18 protein-coding genes are annotated in these 14,234 nt (G+C 65.3%); 7 read left to right on the top strand and 11 right to left on the bottom strand.

Annotated elements, in window-relative coordinates:
• Positions 1–18: 18 nt before the first annotated feature.
• The 7 genes from AC1DYL_RS14215 to AC1DYL_RS14185 all read right to left on the bottom strand — a co-directional run bounded on the left by AC1DYL_RS14215 (position 19) and on the right by AC1DYL_RS14185 (position 6,693).
• A complete protein-coding gene (locus tag AC1DYL_RS14215; protein WP_477173639.1) occupies positions 19–909 on the bottom strand; it encodes a YicC/YloC family endoribonuclease in 891 nt (296 codons plus the stop codon).
• Entirely contained in the window at positions 909–2,051 is a 1,143-nt protein-coding gene (mltG, locus tag AC1DYL_RS14210) for an endolytic transglycosylase MltG (protein ID WP_477173638.1), read from the bottom strand. Before mltG ends, AC1DYL_RS14215 begins: the two co-directional genes overlap by 1 nt.
• An 89-nt stretch (positions 2,052–2,140) precedes the next feature.
• Complete coding sequence (gene fabF / locus AC1DYL_RS14205; RefSeq protein WP_477151380.1) at positions 2,141–3,403, bottom strand: beta-ketoacyl-ACP synthase II; 1,263 nt, start codon at positions 3,401–3,403, stop codon at positions 2,141–2,143.
• A gap of 33 nt (positions 3,404–3,436) precedes the next feature.
• Positions 3,437–3,673 (bottom strand): acyl carrier protein, encoded by a 237-nt coding sequence (locus tag AC1DYL_RS14200; protein WP_055048542.1) that lies wholly within the window; start codon positions 3,671–3,673, stop codon positions 3,437–3,439.
• A 232-nt stretch (positions 3,674–3,905) separates the two neighbouring features.
• Positions 3,906–4,646: a 3-oxoacyl-[acyl-carrier-protein] reductase gene (gene fabG / locus AC1DYL_RS14195; RefSeq protein WP_477173637.1), complete on the bottom strand. Its 741-nt coding sequence runs from the start codon at positions 4,644–4,646 to the stop codon at positions 3,906–3,908.
• Positions 4,647–4,672: 26 nt separating this feature from the next.
• Positions 4,673–5,623, bottom strand: a complete 951-nt coding sequence (gene fabD / locus AC1DYL_RS14190; protein ID WP_477173636.1) for an ACP S-malonyltransferase — start codon at positions 5,621–5,623, stop codon at positions 4,673–4,675.
• A gap of 113 nt (positions 5,624–5,736) precedes the next feature.
• Complete coding sequence (locus AC1DYL_RS14185) at positions 5,737–6,693, bottom strand: threonine/serine dehydratase (protein WP_477173635.1); 957 nt, start codon at positions 6,691–6,693, stop codon at positions 5,737–5,739.
• A gap of 81 nt (positions 6,694–6,774) precedes the next feature.
• Between AC1DYL_RS14185 and AC1DYL_RS14180 the strand changes: the two genes are divergently transcribed.
• Positions 6,775–6,969, top strand: a complete 195-nt coding sequence (locus tag AC1DYL_RS14180) for a hypothetical protein (protein WP_477151340.1) — start codon at positions 6,775–6,777, stop codon at positions 6,967–6,969.
• 4 nt (positions 6,970–6,973) lie between these two features.
• Here AC1DYL_RS14180 and AC1DYL_RS14175 read toward each other — a convergent pair whose 3' ends face one another.
• Positions 6,974–7,162 carry a hypothetical protein gene (locus AC1DYL_RS14175; protein WP_477151341.1) on the bottom strand — a complete coding sequence of 63 codons (189 nt, stop codon included), beginning with the start codon at positions 7,160–7,162 and terminating at the stop codon, positions 6,974–6,976.
• A gap of 315 nt (positions 7,163–7,477) precedes the next feature.
• Here AC1DYL_RS14175 and rpsF point away from each other — a divergent pair, with 315 nt between their 5' ends.
• The 3 genes from rpsF to rplI all read left to right on the top strand — a co-directional run bounded on the left by rpsF (position 7,478) and on the right by rplI (position 8,889).
• Positions 7,478–7,891, top strand: a complete 414-nt coding sequence (gene rpsF, locus AC1DYL_RS14170; protein ID WP_477151342.1) for a 30S ribosomal protein S6 — start codon at positions 7,478–7,480, stop codon at positions 7,889–7,891.
• A gap of 80 nt (positions 7,892–7,971) precedes the next feature.
• Entirely contained in the window at positions 7,972–8,226 is a 255-nt protein-coding gene (gene rpsR, locus AC1DYL_RS14165; RefSeq protein ID WP_055048535.1) for a 30S ribosomal protein S18, read from the top strand.
• A gap of 84 nt (positions 8,227–8,310) precedes the next feature.
• Entirely contained in the window at positions 8,311–8,889 is a 579-nt protein-coding gene (rplI, locus tag AC1DYL_RS14160) for a 50S ribosomal protein L9 (RefSeq protein WP_477151343.1), read from the top strand.
• A 66-nt stretch (positions 8,890–8,955) separates the two neighbouring features.
• Here the strand turns inward: rplI and AC1DYL_RS14155 are convergent, their stop codons facing one another.
• A complete protein-coding gene (locus AC1DYL_RS14155) occupies positions 8,956–9,522 on the bottom strand; it encodes a hypothetical protein (RefSeq protein ID WP_477151344.1) in 567 nt (188 codons plus the stop codon).
• A gap of 58 nt (positions 9,523–9,580) precedes the next feature.
• Positions 9,581–10,114 carry a cytochrome b gene (locus AC1DYL_RS14150; protein ID WP_477173634.1) on the bottom strand — a complete coding sequence of 178 codons (534 nt, stop codon included), beginning with the start codon at positions 10,112–10,114 and terminating at the stop codon, positions 9,581–9,583.
• A 73-nt stretch (positions 10,115–10,187) separates the two neighbouring features.
• Here AC1DYL_RS14150 and AC1DYL_RS14145 point away from each other — a divergent pair, with 73 nt between their 5' ends.
• From AC1DYL_RS14145 to alr, 3 genes are all read left to right on the top strand, one after another.
• Complete coding sequence (locus AC1DYL_RS14145) at positions 10,188–10,628, top strand: MarR family winged helix-turn-helix transcriptional regulator (protein ID WP_477157866.1); 441 nt, start codon at positions 10,188–10,190, stop codon at positions 10,626–10,628.
• A gap of 183 nt (positions 10,629–10,811) precedes the next feature.
• Entirely contained in the window at positions 10,812–12,302 is a 1,491-nt protein-coding gene (locus AC1DYL_RS14140) for a replicative DNA helicase (RefSeq protein WP_477173633.1), read from the top strand.
• 2 nt (positions 12,303–12,304) lie between these two features.
• Positions 12,305–13,441 carry an alanine racemase gene (gene alr / locus AC1DYL_RS14135; protein ID WP_477157865.1) on the top strand — a complete coding sequence of 379 codons (1,137 nt, stop codon included), beginning with the start codon at positions 12,305–12,307 and terminating at the stop codon, positions 13,439–13,441.
• A 6-nt stretch (positions 13,442–13,447) separates the two neighbouring features.
• Here the strand turns inward: alr and AC1DYL_RS14130 are convergent, their stop codons facing one another.
• Positions 13,448–14,218 (bottom strand): SDR family NAD(P)-dependent oxidoreductase, encoded by a 771-nt coding sequence (locus tag AC1DYL_RS14130; RefSeq protein ID WP_477173632.1) that lies wholly within the window; start codon positions 14,216–14,218, stop codon positions 13,448–13,450.
• Positions 14,219–14,234: the final 16 nt, after the last annotated feature.

Here is a 14,234-nt window from a genome sequence, read left to right as displayed (position 1 = left end):
TTCGCGGCACTCGCCGGGTTACTCGATATTCTGGACCTGCTCGCGGAGCTGATCGATCACGGCCTTCAAATCGAGGCCGATGGCAGTCAGGGCCACGTCGTTGGATTTGGAGCAGAGCGTATTCGCTTCGCGGTTAAATTCCTGTGACAGGAAGTCGAGCTTCCTGCCCACCGGGCCACCGCCGGCGATCAGTTGGCGCGCCGCGGCGATGTGCGCCCCCAGCCGGTCGAGCTCCTCGCGGATATCGGCCTTGGTGGCGAGCAGCACGGCTTCCTGCGCCAGCCGCTCGTCGGAGAGGGTCGGGCTGGCCTCGCTGAGATCGGCGACCTGCTGGCGCAGGCGGGCGAGGATGGCATCGCGGCTGCGGCCGGGATGGATCTCGGCGGCCTTGGTGAGCGCGGCGATCTCGTCGATGCGCTCGCCGAGGATGGCGGCGATGCGAGCCCCCTCCTCCCGCCGCGCGGCGACGAGGCCGGTCACCGCCTGTTCGACGGCCGCGAGGATAGCGGCATTCACCGCCTCCTCCTCGTCGGACGAGAGGGCCGTCTCGTGCTGCTCCAGCACGCCACGCAGAGCGAGGATGCCGTCCAGGCGGGGCTTGTCGGCATCGACGCGACTTTCCAGCCACTTGAAGCCTTCGAGCACCGCTTCCAGCGCCTGGTGATTGACGACGACGCGGCCGCCCTCACCCTCGCGGTCGACGTTCAGCGACACGGTCAGCGAGCCGCGGGTAACGGACTTGCCGATCAGCCGCCGGATCTCGCTCTCGAGCGCATCGAAACCCGAGGCAAGGCGCATCCGCAAATCGAGGCCGCGGCCGTTGACTGACTTGATCTCAACGGTGAAGCCGACGCCCGGAAGCGCGCCGGCGGCGCGGGCGTAGCCGGTCATGCTGGCGAGTGTCGCCATTATTGCGCGGGCTCGACGGTCTCGCCGGCGCCCTTGGCCTCATCGGCCTCAAGCGCTTCCCTGGCGGCCTCGGCATCGGCTTCGGCGGCTGCCTTGCGATAGAGCGTCACGTTCTTCCTGTGCTGGGCATAGGTCTCGGCGAACAGGTGCCCATCGGCCGGGTTGGCGCTCTTGGCGACGAAATAGAGGTCCTTGGTCGCGGCCGGGTTAGCCACGGCCTTCAGCGCCGCTTCTCCCGGATTGGCGATGGGGCCGGGCGGCAGGCCGTCGATCTGGTAGGTGTTGTAGGCGGTCTTGGCCTTCAGCTCGGCCGAGGTCGGGCCGCGGTTGAGCACGGCCTTGCCCTCGGTCACGCCGTAGAGAACGGTCGGATCGGTCTGCAGCCGCATGTTCTTCTTCAAGCGATTGATGAACACCGCGGCGACTTGTGGGCGCTCGGTCTCGAGGCCGGTTTCCTTCTCGACGATGGACGCGAGCGTCACCAGGTCCCCGGGCGTCTTGATGACGCTGTCGATTGCCGGGTCGCGCTTGGCCCAGATCTCGTCGAGCGTCTTCTTCATCTCGGTCTGCATCTTTTCGAGCACCGAGACGCGGGTGTCGCCGGGGAAGAAGTCGTAACGGACGGCCAGAAGCGTACCTTCGGCCGGCACCGGGACCGGCTCGCCGGTGAGGTTCGGGCCTTCTGCATTCAGCCGCTCGGCCACCTGGAACGAGGTATCGCCCGGAATGACGTTGACGAAGAAATCGAGCGGCTTGCCCTCGGTCAGCTCGGTGAGAATGTCGGCCATGGAGGAATTGGGCTTCAGCGCATAGACGCCGGCCTTGAGGTCGCCCTCTTTCTTCAGCGCGCGGGCGCCGCCCCAGAACAGCCACTCGGACGGCAGGATCTGGCCCTGCGGGATCAGGCCCTGCTCTTCCAGCCGGCGGGCCGTAGTCATCACCGACGAGCCCTTTTCGACGGTGAAGTTCGCCTCGGTCTTCACAGCGCCGGGCGCGTAGAACTGGCTCGCGCCATAGAGAAAGATGCCGACGAGCACGAGGATGCCAATGACCACGAGCGTGAGCAGCGCGTTCAACACGCTCAGAAAGCCGCTACCACGCCGCTTCTTGCGTGCCCGCTTCTCGCTGCGCTCGTTGGCCATCGGTCGAACCTCCACAAACGCGGCACTATCGCTGGAAAAATGACATCAATACGAACCCGGCGCCGTAACGGGCGCCCGGGTCCGGTCGCTTAGCTCGCCTTGCGGAAGATCAGCGAGGCATTGGTGCCGCCAAAGCCGAAAGAATTCGAGAGGGCAATGTTGACCTCCTTCTTCTTGGGCTTGTGGGGCACCAGGTCGATCACCGACTCGATCGACGGATTGTCGAGGTTGATGGTCGGGGGCACGATGCTGTCGCGCATGGCGAGCAGGCAGAAGATCGCCTCGACCGAACCGGCCGCGCCGAGCAGGTGCCCGATGGCCGACTTGGTGGAGCTCATCGCCGCCTTGGGGGCGGCGTCACCCAGCATGCGGGTGACCGAGCCGAGTTCGATCTCGTCGCCGAGCGGCGTCGAGGTGCCGTGGGCGTTGATGTAGTCGATCTCGGACGGATCGATGCCGGCGCGCTTCACCGCCATCTGCATGCACCGGAAACCGCCATCGCCGTCCTCGGAGGGCGCGGTGATGTGGTAGGCGTCGCCCGAGAGGCCGTAGCCGATGACTTCGCCGTAGATCTTGGCGCCGCGGGCCTTGGCGCGCTCGTATTCCTCGAGCACGACGATGCCGGCGCCCTCGCCCATGACGAAGCCGTCGCGATCCTTGTCGTAAGGGCGCGAGGCCATTTCCGGGCGGTCGTTGAAGTTGGTCGAGAGCGCCCGGCAGGCGGCGAAACCGGCAATCGAGATGCGATTGACCGGCGATTCAGCGCCGCCGGCCACCATGACGTCGGCGTCGCCCAGCATGATCAGGCGGGCGGCGTCGCCGATGGCGTGCGCACCGGTCGAGCAAGCCGTCACCACCGAGTGGTTCGGGCCCTTGAGGCCGAAGCGGATCGAGACGTTGCCCGATGCCATGTTGATGATGCGGCCCGGGATGAAGAACGGGCTGACGCGACGCGGGCCCTTCTCATGCAGGATGATCGAGGTCTCGTAGATGCCCCCGATGCCGCCGATGCCCGAGCCGATCAGCGTACCGATGCGGTGCTTTTCTTCTTCGGTCTTCGGTTCGACCCCGGCGTCTTCGATGGCCTGGGTAGCCGCCGCCATGGCGTAGATGATGAAGGGATCAACCTTGCGTTGATCCTTCACGTCCATCCACTCGTCGGGGTTGAACTTGCCGTCGGCGCGGTCGCCCAACGGGATCCGGTGGGCGATCTGGCAAGCGATATCGTCGACCTGGAAGTCGTCGATGCGCTTGGCACCGCTTTTGGATGCGAGAATGTTGGCCCAGGTCGGTTCGATCCCGCAGCCCAAAGGGCTGACGATCCCCATCCCGGTGACGACGACGCGGCGCAATTCCATCGAAGAAGAGCCGTTAGCGGTCGGCGATCAGCCGACAGCCTTGGTCAGATAGGCGACGGCGTCACCGAAGGTCTGGATCGATTCCGCGGCATCGTCCGGGATTTCGACGTTGAACTCTTCCTCGAAAGCCATGACCAGCTCGACCTGATCGAGCGAGTCAGCGCCCAGATCATCGATGAAGCTGGCCTTATCGACGACCTTCTCCGCATCCACGTTGAGGTGTTCGACCACGATTTTGCGGACGCGATCAGCGATATCGCTCATATTTGACTTCCCTTGTTACCAGTCAGGTTGTTCGTTCGTACTCGGGTCTCAGGCGCCGGAACTGTCCGGACCCACGACCTTTGCCGCCGGTAGCGGCAGACTGTAGGCGCGGCGTCGTACCCTCGCAAGTACGGGCCAAACCCGAAATCAGGGGCGGAGGTAACATACTTCCCCCGCCATTGCCATATTGTGCAAGGCCCGGTTTCCCCAGCCTTCGGCACTGGCAATAGGATTAAAGCATCACCATGCCGCCATTGACGTTCAGCGTGTGGCCGGTGATGTACCCCGCTTCGTTGCTGGCGAGGAACACCACCGCGGCGGCAACCTCGTCGGCGGCGCCGAGCCGGCCGGCCGGCACCTTACCCAGAATGCTCTCGCGCTGCTTGTCGTTCAATTCGTCGGTCATGGCGGAGCCGATGAAGCCCGGCGCCACGGTGTTCACCGTGATGTTGCGCGAGGCGACTTCGTAGGCCAGCGCCTTGCTCATGCCGATGAGACCGGCCTTGGACGCAGCATAATTGCCCTGCCCTGGGTTGCCGACGACGCCGACGACCGAGGTGATGCCGATGATACGACCGAAGCGCTGCTTCATCATCCCGCGCAGCACAGCGCGGGTGAGGTGGAACGCAGAGGTGAGGTTCACCGCCAGCACCTCGTCCCACTCCTCGTTCTTCATGCGCATGAAGAGGTTGTCGCGGGTGACGCCGGCATTGTTGACGAGGATATCGATGCCGCCCAGCGCCGCCTCGGCCGAGGGGATGAGCTTATCCACCGCGTCGAGATCGGAGAGGTTGGTCGGCAGGATCGGGTGATCACCGCCGCCCAGCAGGTCGCGGGTCTCCTCAAGGGCGCCAACACGCGTGCCACTGAGGGCCACGCGAGCGCCGGACACGGCCAGCGCCTTGGCGATTTCACGCCCGATGCCGCCCGAGGCGCCGGTAACGAGGGCGCGTTTGCCCGTGAGATCAAACATTTGCGGACTCCTCAGGAGAAACTGATTCAGGCGCCGACTTCGGCGAGGAAGGCGTCGACATCGGCCGGAGCACCGATCGACACCGCCGGCGTTTCCGGCGCGATGCGCTTGGCGAGGCCGCTCAGGACCTTGCCCGAGCCGAGCTCGACCAGCTGCGTCACGCCGCCGTCCTTGACCAGCCAGTTGACGCACTCGGTCCAGCGGACCATGCCGGTCACCTGCTCGACGAGGCGCCTCTTGATTTCTTCGGGGTCGGAGATCGGAGCGGCCAGTACGTTGGCGACAACCGGCACCACCGGCGTGTTGACCGTCACCTGGTTCAGAGCGTGCTCCATCGCATCGGCGGCGGGGCGCATCAGGGCGCAGTGGAACGGAGCGCTCACCGGCAGCGACAGGGCGCGCTTGGCGCCGGCGGCCTTCAAGAGCTCGATGGCGCGATTGACGGCGCCGACATGACCGGAGATCACCACCTGGCCGGGGGCGTTGTCATTGGCGACGCCGCAGATTTCGCCGTCCTCGGCGTCATTGGCGGCGCGCAGCACGGTTTCGAGGTCGAGCCCGAGGATCGCCGCCATGGCTCCCTGCCCAACCGGCACCGCCTGCTGCATGGCCTGGCCGCGGATCTTCAGCAGCCGCGCCGCATCGGCGAGGCTGAACGCGCCGGCAGCGGCCAGCGCCGAGTATTCGCCCAGCGAGTGGCCGGCGACATAGGCGGCATTGTCCCTGAGCGAGAACCCGCGGCTTTCCAGAACGCGGGTCACGGCGACGGAGACCGCCATCAGCGCCGGCTGGGCATTCTCGGTGAGGCGCAGCGTCTCGTCCGGGCCTTCGAACATGATGGCCGAGAGCTTCTGGCCGAGCGCGTCGTCGACTTCGGCGAAGACGTTGCGGGCTTCCTGGTAGGTATCGGCGAGGTCCTTGCCCATGCCGACGGCCTGGCTGCCCTGGCCGGGATAGGTGAATGCGCGCTTGGTCAAGTTGGTGGCCTCCGCTGTTGTTCTTGGTGCTTGAGGCCGAGCCTATGCCCCGCCCGGACAGGCGTCCAGTTGGCGGCGGCGTGTGCCGGAGGGGTGAGGCAATGTCAAGGCGGCTAGTCGAACTTCACCGCCGCCGTGTTGGCGCCGCAGAGCAGTACACCGACCCTTTCGCCGGGCGCCGGTACGTAGCGGCCGGAGAGCACGGCGGCCATCGCTGCGGCGCCGCCGGGCTCCACGGCGACACGCAGCACGTCCCAGATGGTCTTCTGCGCCGCGACGATCGCCTCGTCGGTGACCAGCACCGAGCGGTCGATGAAGCCGGAGAGGGCGAAGCTCAGGTTGCCGATACGGCGGGCGCCGAGGCTGTCGGCGGCGACGCCGCTCACCGGCACGTCGACCGGACGGCCCGCCTCGATGGCCCGGTGCAGCGTCGGCGCGTTCTCCGGCTCGACGCCGATGATGCGGACGCGGCCAGCCGCCGCCGCGGCGATGCCACCGATCAAGCCGCCGCCGCCGACGGCGACAAGCAGCGTATCGAGCCCGGGGGTCTGCTCCAGCCATTCGAGCCCGACGGTGCCCTGCCCGCAGAGCGTTTCGAACATGTCGTAGGCGTGGACCTCGAGCAGGTCGTTATCGAGGGCGAACGCATGGCTCGCCTCGTAGGCGTCGATATAGCTGTCGCCGCCGATGGTGATCTCAGCGCCATACTGGAGGATGCGGTTGATCTTGGCCTGCGACGAGATGCGCGGCACGTAGATGTGGGCGGCGATGCCGAGTTTCTGCGCCGCATAGGCTACGGCCGCACCGTGGTTGCCGCCGGAGGCCGCCACCACGCCGCGCTCGGCGCCGGGACGGATCAGAAGGTTGGCGAAGGCACCGCGCGCCTTGAACGTGCCCGAGTGCTGCATGAATTCGAGCTTGAGGGAGAACGGCGCACCATCCAGCCCGAAATCCGCTGCTGGCGCTTCGATCACCGGGGTGCGCCGGATGTGGGGGCGGATCACCACTTCGGCCGCGCGCACGGCATGGCGATCGGGAGCGGCAGGCGCGACGGTATCGATGGTGGTCATAACGGTCCAGACAAGGTTAGCATCAGTGGAGCCGACGGCTTGCCTAGCGCAAGATGGGGCGACAATGAAAGGGGCCGCACGATGGGGAAGACCAACGCCGAGTGGCATCAAGCGCACCGGATGCCGACCAACCCGACCAAGCAGCAGCGGGCTGAATGGCACTACCAGCACGCGCTCAACTGCGGTTGCCGGGCGCTGACGCCGTCGATCACGTCGCTGCTGGTGTCGCAGGGTTATGAAGTGCCGAAGGTACGCGCGGCCGGCGTCGCAGGCTGAGGACTCAATCGAGCGGCGGTGTCTCGCGCTCGGACGGCGTTGGGCCCGGGTTCAAGAGCGGATCGCGCCAGACCGGCATTCCAGGCAACTGCCCTTCCGGCAGTTCCCTGATCGGCTGATCGGTGTCAGGGAAATCGGGAGACACCTTGTCGGGCGGCTCGGCGGGCGGAAGGGGCTTCTTCGGATCTGTCATCATATTCTCCTCTTGGTATTAAGGAGGCATCGGCTGATTTGTTCCCGGAGCGATCCCGCGGGTCTCGGCCGCAGCGCTTGCCATCCCCGCCCTTTTCCCCTATAGCCCGCCTCACATTCGTTCGGCCGGGGGCTGAACGGAGGGTTTGTTGTTTCCTACAAGTGCGACGCTACGCGCTCGCGGGTCGCAACAGATAGGGTTCGCCCGTCCTCCCGTGTTCCCGCTCTTTAGAAGACTGCTTTGGTGCCTTTCCGGCTTCAAAGGGGCTCCGCGCCGAGTGGGATGTGTTGTGAACCAACTTGAAGGAAGGCGCTTATGGCCCTTTACGAACACATTTTCCTGGCTCGCCAGGACGTTTCCCCGACGCAGGTGGAAGAGCTGACGACGGCTTTGACCGAAGTGCTCACCAACGGCGGTGGCAAGGTTACCAAGAACGAGTACTGGGGCCTGAAGTCGCTCTCGTACCGCATCAAGAAGAACCGCAAGGCGCACTACACCCTGCTCAACATCGACGCTCCGCACGCTGCGATCGCCGAGATGGAGCGCCAGATGGGCATCAATGAAGACATCCTGCGCTTCATGACCATCCGCGTCGACGAGCTGGAAGAAGGCCCCTCGGCCATGATGCAGAAGCGCGATCGCGATGACGACCGTGGCGACCGTCCGGGTGGCCCGCGTGGCGACCGTGGTGGTTTCGACCGCGGCGACCGCCGCCCGCGCCGCTTCTAAGAACTGCTCGGGAGTATTCCAGGAAAAGTCGCTAGCGCTTTTCCGGTTCGGAATGCGACCCACTCAAAGGGATAAGCCAAATGGCCATCAAAGACCTGACCACGACCACGGCCCGCCGTCCGTTCCAGCGCCGCCGCAAGACCTGCCCGTTCTCGGGCCCGAACGCGCCGAAGATCGACTACAAGGACGTTCGCCTGCTGCAGCGCTACGTGTCCGAGCGCGGCAAGATCGTCCCCTCCCGCATCACTGCGGTCTCCGCCCTGAAGCAGCGCGAATTGGCCAAGGCCATCAAGCGCGCCCGCTTCATCGGCATCATGCCCTACGCCGTTCAGTAAGAACGGTTCGGGATTGGTTGGGGCTGCCGATCGTCGGCGGCTCCTAACCGTTCACTCGTGAACGGGACAGCATAGGAAAGCATCATGAAAGTCATTCTCCTCGAGCGTATCGGCAAGCACGGCCACATCGGCGACGAAGTGTCGGTGAAGGACGGTTTTGCCCGTAACTTCCTGCTCCCGCAGCAGAAGGCGCTGCGCGCCACCGAAGCCAACCGCAAGCGCTTCGAGCGCGATCGCGCCGACATCGAGAAGCGCAACCAGGAGCGCCGCGAGGCCGCTGCCGGCATCGCTTCGGGCCTCAACGGCAAGTCGGTGGTGATCATCCGCCAGGCCGGCGAAACCGGCCAGCTCTACGGCTCGGTGTCGTCGCGCGACGTCGCCGACGCGCTGATCTCGGACGGCTTCACCGTTTCGCGTTCGCAGGTCGACCTTGCGAACCCGATCAAGACGGTCGGCGTTCACACCGTGCCGCTGCACCTGCATGCCGAAGTCGCTGTGACCATCACCGTCAACGTCGCTCGTTCGGAAGACGAAGCCGAGCGTCAGTCGAAGGGTGAAGACCTCACCGCGATCAACTACGACGACGAAGCCAACGAGGCCTTCGCCGCCGGCCAGGCCGAAGTCGGCTCTGCAGCCGCCGAAGCCTTCGGCGACGAAGAGTAAGAACGTCTCACAATCGAATGCGGAAGGCCGGGAGCGATCCCGGCCTTTTTGTTTGTCCGCCGGTCGCTACATCCCCGCCGGACAGGGGCGATCGGCGCGCCGTGTGTCGCAAGCGGAGGCCTTAGCGAGGTAGGCAAGCGCCGGCTGTTCCAGCTCTTTGGTGGAGGCGGCACGGTAGGCATATTGCACCACATAGAGCGCGTCCGCCCCGGCGATCGCCTTGAGCCACATGGCCTCGGGCTTGCCCGTTCCGGGATTCAGCGGGCAGGCATAGTGCCAGAGCGCGAACGCGAAGCCGTTGGTTTCCCCGGCATCGAGCTTGCTCACCGAACTACCCTGGCAGGCGCCCTGCCAGTTCTGGCCCAGGTTGCGGGCGAAGGCGCCCGGGTCGGCGTCGTCTGCGTCGTGCAGGATTTGCACGGTCACCATCGTCGACCAATTTTCGACGGTTTCGCCCCTGGGAACGAACTCCATCATGTCCATCGTCCCTTGACGAGTCTGGAACCCGATCTCAAATCCCTCCGGCAGGTTTGTCAGCAGGTTCTCGGCGCTGAGTTGCGCCTGCACGGGTGCAGCCGCGAGTGCCAACCCCGCGGCCACTGCCAAGACCGATAGTACGTGACCCAGTCGCATCGACTTCCCCTCCAACAGCCCGTTGGCAGGATGCTCGACGGCATCCGCTGCGGCAAGTCTATGCGGCCCCGACGCCCATGCGCGCCAACAGCTGGTCCTTGCGGATGAACTGGTGGTAGAGCGCCGCGCCGATGTGCAGCGCCAGCAGCCCCAGCATCAGTTTGGAGCCGATGCCGTGGACCGTCCGGGGCAGCACCGTCTTGAGATCCGGCAGCACGGCGCTGCCGAGGATCGCCGGGAGTGCGCCCGAGAGCACGATGGTGGCGATGCCGCTCGCGGCGGATTCCAGCACGATCGCGTAAAGCGCGATGTGTACCGCCTTTGCCATCCATTGCTGCCAGATCGGCTGATCGGCCGGCAACGCCGGGCGGCGGTCCGCGGCCAGCCACCAGACGATGCGCAGGAGAGTGAGGAGCAGCGCCCCTACCCCCAGCGGGATATGTGCGCGCAGCAGCGCGAGCTTGGCTGCCGGATCGGTCTGGCCCGCGGCCAGGAGGCCGGTCACGAACAGCACGAGGATCAGCAGCGCCGTCAGCCAGTGGATGGCGACGGCGATCGAACCATAACGGTTAGCAGTGCTTTTGACCGACATCGAAATCTCCTTGCGTAAGGCTCTCATCCACAGTTACATAGCACACTATACAACTACATAGCAAGCTATTCAAATGACCTATGTTCGCGAGACCTCTGCCGGCTATCTCACCAATTGGGCGGCGCGGCTGTTCGCCAAGGCGATCGAGCGACGACTGGAGGGCGGCAATTCCGGACCGATGCCGGTGTTCTTCGCCCTGCAGGACGGGCGCGCGATGACGCAGAAGGCCCTCGCCCAGATGGCCGCGGTGGAGCAGCCCACCATGGCCAATACCCTTGCCCGAATGGAACGGGACGGGTTGGTGAGGCGCACGCCGGACCCCAATGATCGCCGCAGCGCCCAGGTGTCGCTAACCCCGCTCGGCCTCGAGCGCGCAAAAGCTGCTTTCGTCAGCGCAGTAGAGGTGAACCAGCTTGCGACAGCGGCGCTGACGCCCGAAGAGCGGCCCCTGTTCTACGACATGCTGCGCCGGATAATAGCGACGCTGGACAAGGACGGCGACTCGGCCGCCTGAGGGACGCGCCGATTTGCAATGCGTGCGGCTTGGCGCCGCCTTGGTTTCCCCCGCTTTCAACACTAACCACAGGCATCGCGGTAGTGACCCGATTCGGTCACCGCTGCGTCACATTTGATACTCGTCGCGGCGTCTGCCGCTGGTAAAGCAAACCTTAACGAGCGGGGGAGTATCCGAGTCGCTATGGCCGACAACAACGTGCATCGCCTGCGTCCGGAAGACGAAAAGGGCTTCCGCCTCGCCCCCCACAATGTGGAGGCGGAGCAGGCTTTGCTGGGTGCAATCCTCGTCAACAACGAGGCGTTCTACCGGGTCAGCGACTTCCTCATCCCCGAACATTTCTACGAGCCGATCCACCGCACCATCTACGAGGTGCTGGCCAAGATCATCCGCGCCGGCAAAACCGCAACGCCGGTTACCGCCAAAACCTATCTTGCCGATGCGCTGACCGCCGAAATGACCATGCCGCAATATCTGGCGCGGCTGGCGGCGGAAGCCACCACGGTCATCAACGCGGCCGATTACGGCCAGTCGATCTACGATCTCGCGATCCGTCGCAACCTGATCCAGATCGGCGAGGAGATGGTGCAGGTCGCCTACGACTCCGATGTCGACGCGACGGCCAACAAGCAGATCGAGGAAGCCGAAAAGCAGCTGTTCGATCTCGCCGAAAAGGGCCGCTACGACGGCGGCTTCCAGAGTTTTTCGCAGGCGCTGACCGAAGCCATCAAGATGGCCGGCGAAGCCTACGGCCGCGACGGCACGCTGTCGGGCACCGCTACCGGCCTTACCGATCTCGACCGGCTGATGGGCGGGCTGCAGCGCAGCGACTTGATCATCCTCGCGGCGCGTCCTGCGATGGGCAAGACCTCGCTCGCCACCAACATCGCCTTCCATGTTGCCAAGAGCTTCAAGGGCGAAGTGCTGGCCGACGGGCATACCAAGACCGTCGATGGCGGCCATGTGGGGTTCTTCAGCCTCGAAATGAGCGCCGAGCAGCTGGCGACCCGTATTCTCGCCGAGCAGGCCGAAATCTCGTCGTCCGACATTCGCCGCGGCAACATCCACGAGAGTCAGTTCAACCGGCTGGTGGATACTTCGAACCTGATGGCGCAGGTGCCGCTCTATATCGACGACACCGGCGGTATCTCGGTGGCACAGCTCGCCGCTCGGGCCCGGCGCCTCAAGCGCCAGAAGGGCCTCGACCTGTTGATCGTCGACTACTTGCAGCTGCTTTCGGGCTCGTCGAAGAAATCGAGCGAGAACCGCGTGCAGGAACTCACGGAAATCACCACCACGCTTAAAGCGCTGGCCAAGGAACTCGAAGTGCCGATCATCGCGCTCAGCCAGCTGAGCCGACAGGTCGAAAATCGCGACGACAAGCATCCGCAACTTTCGGATCTGCGCGAATCCGGCTCTATCGAGCAGGACGCCGACGTGGTGCTGTTCGTTTATCGCGAGGAGTACTACCTCAAGAACAAGGAGCCCAAGGAGGGCTCGCCGGAACATCTGGCGTGGCAGGGCGAAATGGAAAAAGTGCATGGCCGCGCCGAAGTGATCATCGGCAAGCAGCGTCACGGCCCGACGGGCACCGTGCAGGTCAGCTTTGAGGCGCAATACACGCGCTTTGGCAACCTGGCGCGCGCCGACTACCTGCCCGAGAGGATGGAATAGTGATGGCGGCACCGGCCATTGCGACCGGTTACGGTGGGCGGCTGACGGTCGACCTGGGTGCGCTGAAGCGCAACTGGCAGGCGCTCGACAAGGTGAGCCGCGGGGCATTGACCGGTGCCGTGGTGAAGGCCGATGCCTATGGCACCGGCATCGCCCAAGCCTCGCGCGCCTTCTATGAGGCCGGCGCGCGCTTCTTCTTTGCTGCCACCCCTGACGAGGGCATCGCGGTCCGCGCTGCCCTCCCCGAGGACAGCCACATCTTCATCCTCGACGGGCTGTTCCCCGGCTCGGCGCCGCTCTATGTGGGCGAGCGGCTGATGCCGTGCCTCGCTTCGATCCCCATGCTCGAGGAATGGCTGCAGGCTTGCGTCGCCTCGAACCAGGCGCTGCCGGCGGCCCTGCATTTCGACACCGGCATCAACCGGCTCGGCTTCCGGCTCAACGAAACCTCCATCGTCAAGCGGCTGGTCGACTCGATCGGCTATGCGCCGCAGATGATCATGAGCCATCTCGCCTGCGCCGATACCCCGGCGCACGAGAAGAACCGCACGCAGCTGGCCCTGTTCACCTCGGTGATGGCGCAGTTTCCCGGCATTCCGGCATCGCTCAGCAACTCGGCCGGGCTGATGAGCAACCGCGACAACCATTTCCAGATGGTCCGCCCGGGCATCGCGCTCTATGGCGGCCGCGCCGTTGCCGGCCGGCGCAACCCGATGGCGCCGGTGGTGACACTCGAGGCGCCGATCCTGATGACCAAGGACGTGAAGACCGGTGAGACGGTCGGCTATGGCGCGCTGCAGACCATGTCGCGCGACAGCCGCCTCGCCATCGTGGCGCTGGGCTATGCCGATGGCTTCTTCCGCTCGCTCAGCTCATCCAACAATCACCGCGGCACGCATGTGGTGATCCGTGGCCAGGCCTGCCCCGTCGTCGGCCGCGTCTCGATGGATATGATCGGCGTCGATATCACCGACCTGCCGCAGCCGCCCGCGCCCGGCGAGATGGCTGAAATCATCGGCAAGCAGGTGACGGTGGACGACCACGCTGACGCCGGCAACACCATCGGCTACGAAGTGCTGACCAGCCTGAAGGGGCGCTACACCCGGCAATACACGGAAAGCGCCGCGCCGACGGCGTGATTGCGGTTAGTCGTCCGCGACCAAGGCGTTGAGCGGACCTGCCATGATGCCGCCCTCCACCGGCAGGTTGACGCCGGTGATCCAGGACGCATCGGCCGAAGCGAGAAAGGCAACCGCCGCGGCGACGTCTGCCGGCTCGCCGACCCGACCAAGCGGGTACATGCGCGCGAGCTTTCCGAGGTCTTCCTCCCGGCCGATCCAGTTGCGGGTGCGGATGGTACCTGGTGAGACCACGTTGAAGCGCAGTCCCTGCCGCCCGTAGCGGACGGCGAGGTTCTTGGTCAGAATCTCTAGCCCTGCCTTGGCGGCGGAGTAGGCGTATCCGCCGACGGCGACGTTGCCGTTGATCGATCCGATCGTGACGACGTTGCTTCCTGGCCCGGCCGCGATCAGGCTCGGCAGGGCCGCGCGGATGCAGCGGACCACTCCGGTCAGGTTCACGTCCATCTTGCGGTCCCAGAGCTCGTCGGCGATCTCGCCAAACACCGGCTCGTCCCAGTCGCCGCCGGCGGTGTTGACCAGCACGTTGAGACCGCCGAGCCGCGCGACGGCGTCAGCGAACGACGCCTCGACGGATGCAGTGTCGGTCACATCGCAGGTCGTAGCGAATGCCTTGCCGCCGGTCGCCCCGATCTCCCTGGCGACCTCCTCGGCCGCCACCGCGTCGATGTCCGAGACCGCGATCGATCCCCCTTCGGCCGCGAGGCGAAGCGCAATCGCGCGGCCGATGCCGTGCCCTGCCCCGGTGATATAGATCGCCCGCCGATCGAACCGCATTCGATGGTCCCCTGGT

The sequence above is a fragment of the Devosia sp. P1_H9 genome (genome assembly GCF_056405135.1).
The sequence above is the reverse complement of the archived record's forward strand: the minus strand, read 5'-3'. Positions and strand labels throughout refer to the sequence as shown.

Bases quoted from the DNA above. Each gene is read 5' to 3' on its own strand.
- AC1DYL_RS14215 (WP_477173639.1), bottom strand. From the start codon at position 909: ATGGCGACACTCGCCAGCATGACCGGCTACGCCCGCGCCGCCGGCGCG.
- mltG (WP_477173638.1), bottom strand. From the start codon at position 2,051: ATGGCCAACGAGCGCAGCGAGAAGCGGGCACGCAAGAAGCGGCGTGGT.
- AC1DYL_RS14200 (WP_055048542.1), bottom strand. From the start codon at position 3,673: ATGAGCGATATCGCTGATCGCGTCCGCAAAATCGTGGTCGAACACCTC.
- fabG (WP_477173637.1), bottom strand. From the start codon at position 4,646: ATGTTTGATCTCACGGGCAAACGCGCCCTCGTTACCGGCGCCTCGGGC.
- AC1DYL_RS14185 (WP_477173635.1), bottom strand. From the start codon at position 6,693: ATGACCACCATCGATACCGTCGCGCCTGCCGCTCCCGATCGCCATGCC.
- AC1DYL_RS14180 (WP_477151340.1), top strand. From the start codon at position 6,775: ATGGGGAAGACCAACGCCGAGTGGCATCAAGCGCACCGGATGCCGACC.
- AC1DYL_RS14175 (WP_477151341.1), bottom strand. From the start codon at position 7,162: ATGACAGATCCGAAGAAGCCCCTTCCGCCCGCCGAGCCGCCCGACAAG.
- rpsF (WP_477151342.1), top strand. From the start codon at position 7,478: ATGGCCCTTTACGAACACATTTTCCTGGCTCGCCAGGACGTTTCCCCG.
- rpsR (WP_055048535.1), top strand. From the start codon at position 7,972: ATGGCCATCAAAGACCTGACCACGACCACGGCCCGCCGTCCGTTCCAG.
- rplI (WP_477151343.1), top strand. From the start codon at position 8,311: ATGAAAGTCATTCTCCTCGAGCGTATCGGCAAGCACGGCCACATCGGC.
- AC1DYL_RS14155 (WP_477151344.1), bottom strand. From the start codon at position 9,522: ATGCGACTGGGTCACGTACTATCGGTCTTGGCAGTGGCCGCGGGGTTG.
- AC1DYL_RS14150 (WP_477173634.1), bottom strand. From the start codon at position 10,114: ATGTCGGTCAAAAGCACTGCTAACCGTTATGGTTCGATCGCCGTCGCC.
- AC1DYL_RS14145 (WP_477157866.1), top strand. From the start codon at position 10,188: ATGACCTATGTTCGCGAGACCTCTGCCGGCTATCTCACCAATTGGGCG.
- AC1DYL_RS14140 (WP_477173633.1), top strand. From the start codon at position 10,812: ATGGCCGACAACAACGTGCATCGCCTGCGTCCGGAAGACGAAAAGGGC.
- alr (WP_477157865.1), top strand. From the start codon at position 12,305: ATGGCGGCACCGGCCATTGCGACCGGTTACGGTGGGCGGCTGACGGTC.
- AC1DYL_RS14130 (WP_477173632.1), bottom strand. From the start codon at position 14,218: ATGCGGTTCGATCGGCGGGCGATCTATATCACCGGGGCAGGGCACGGC.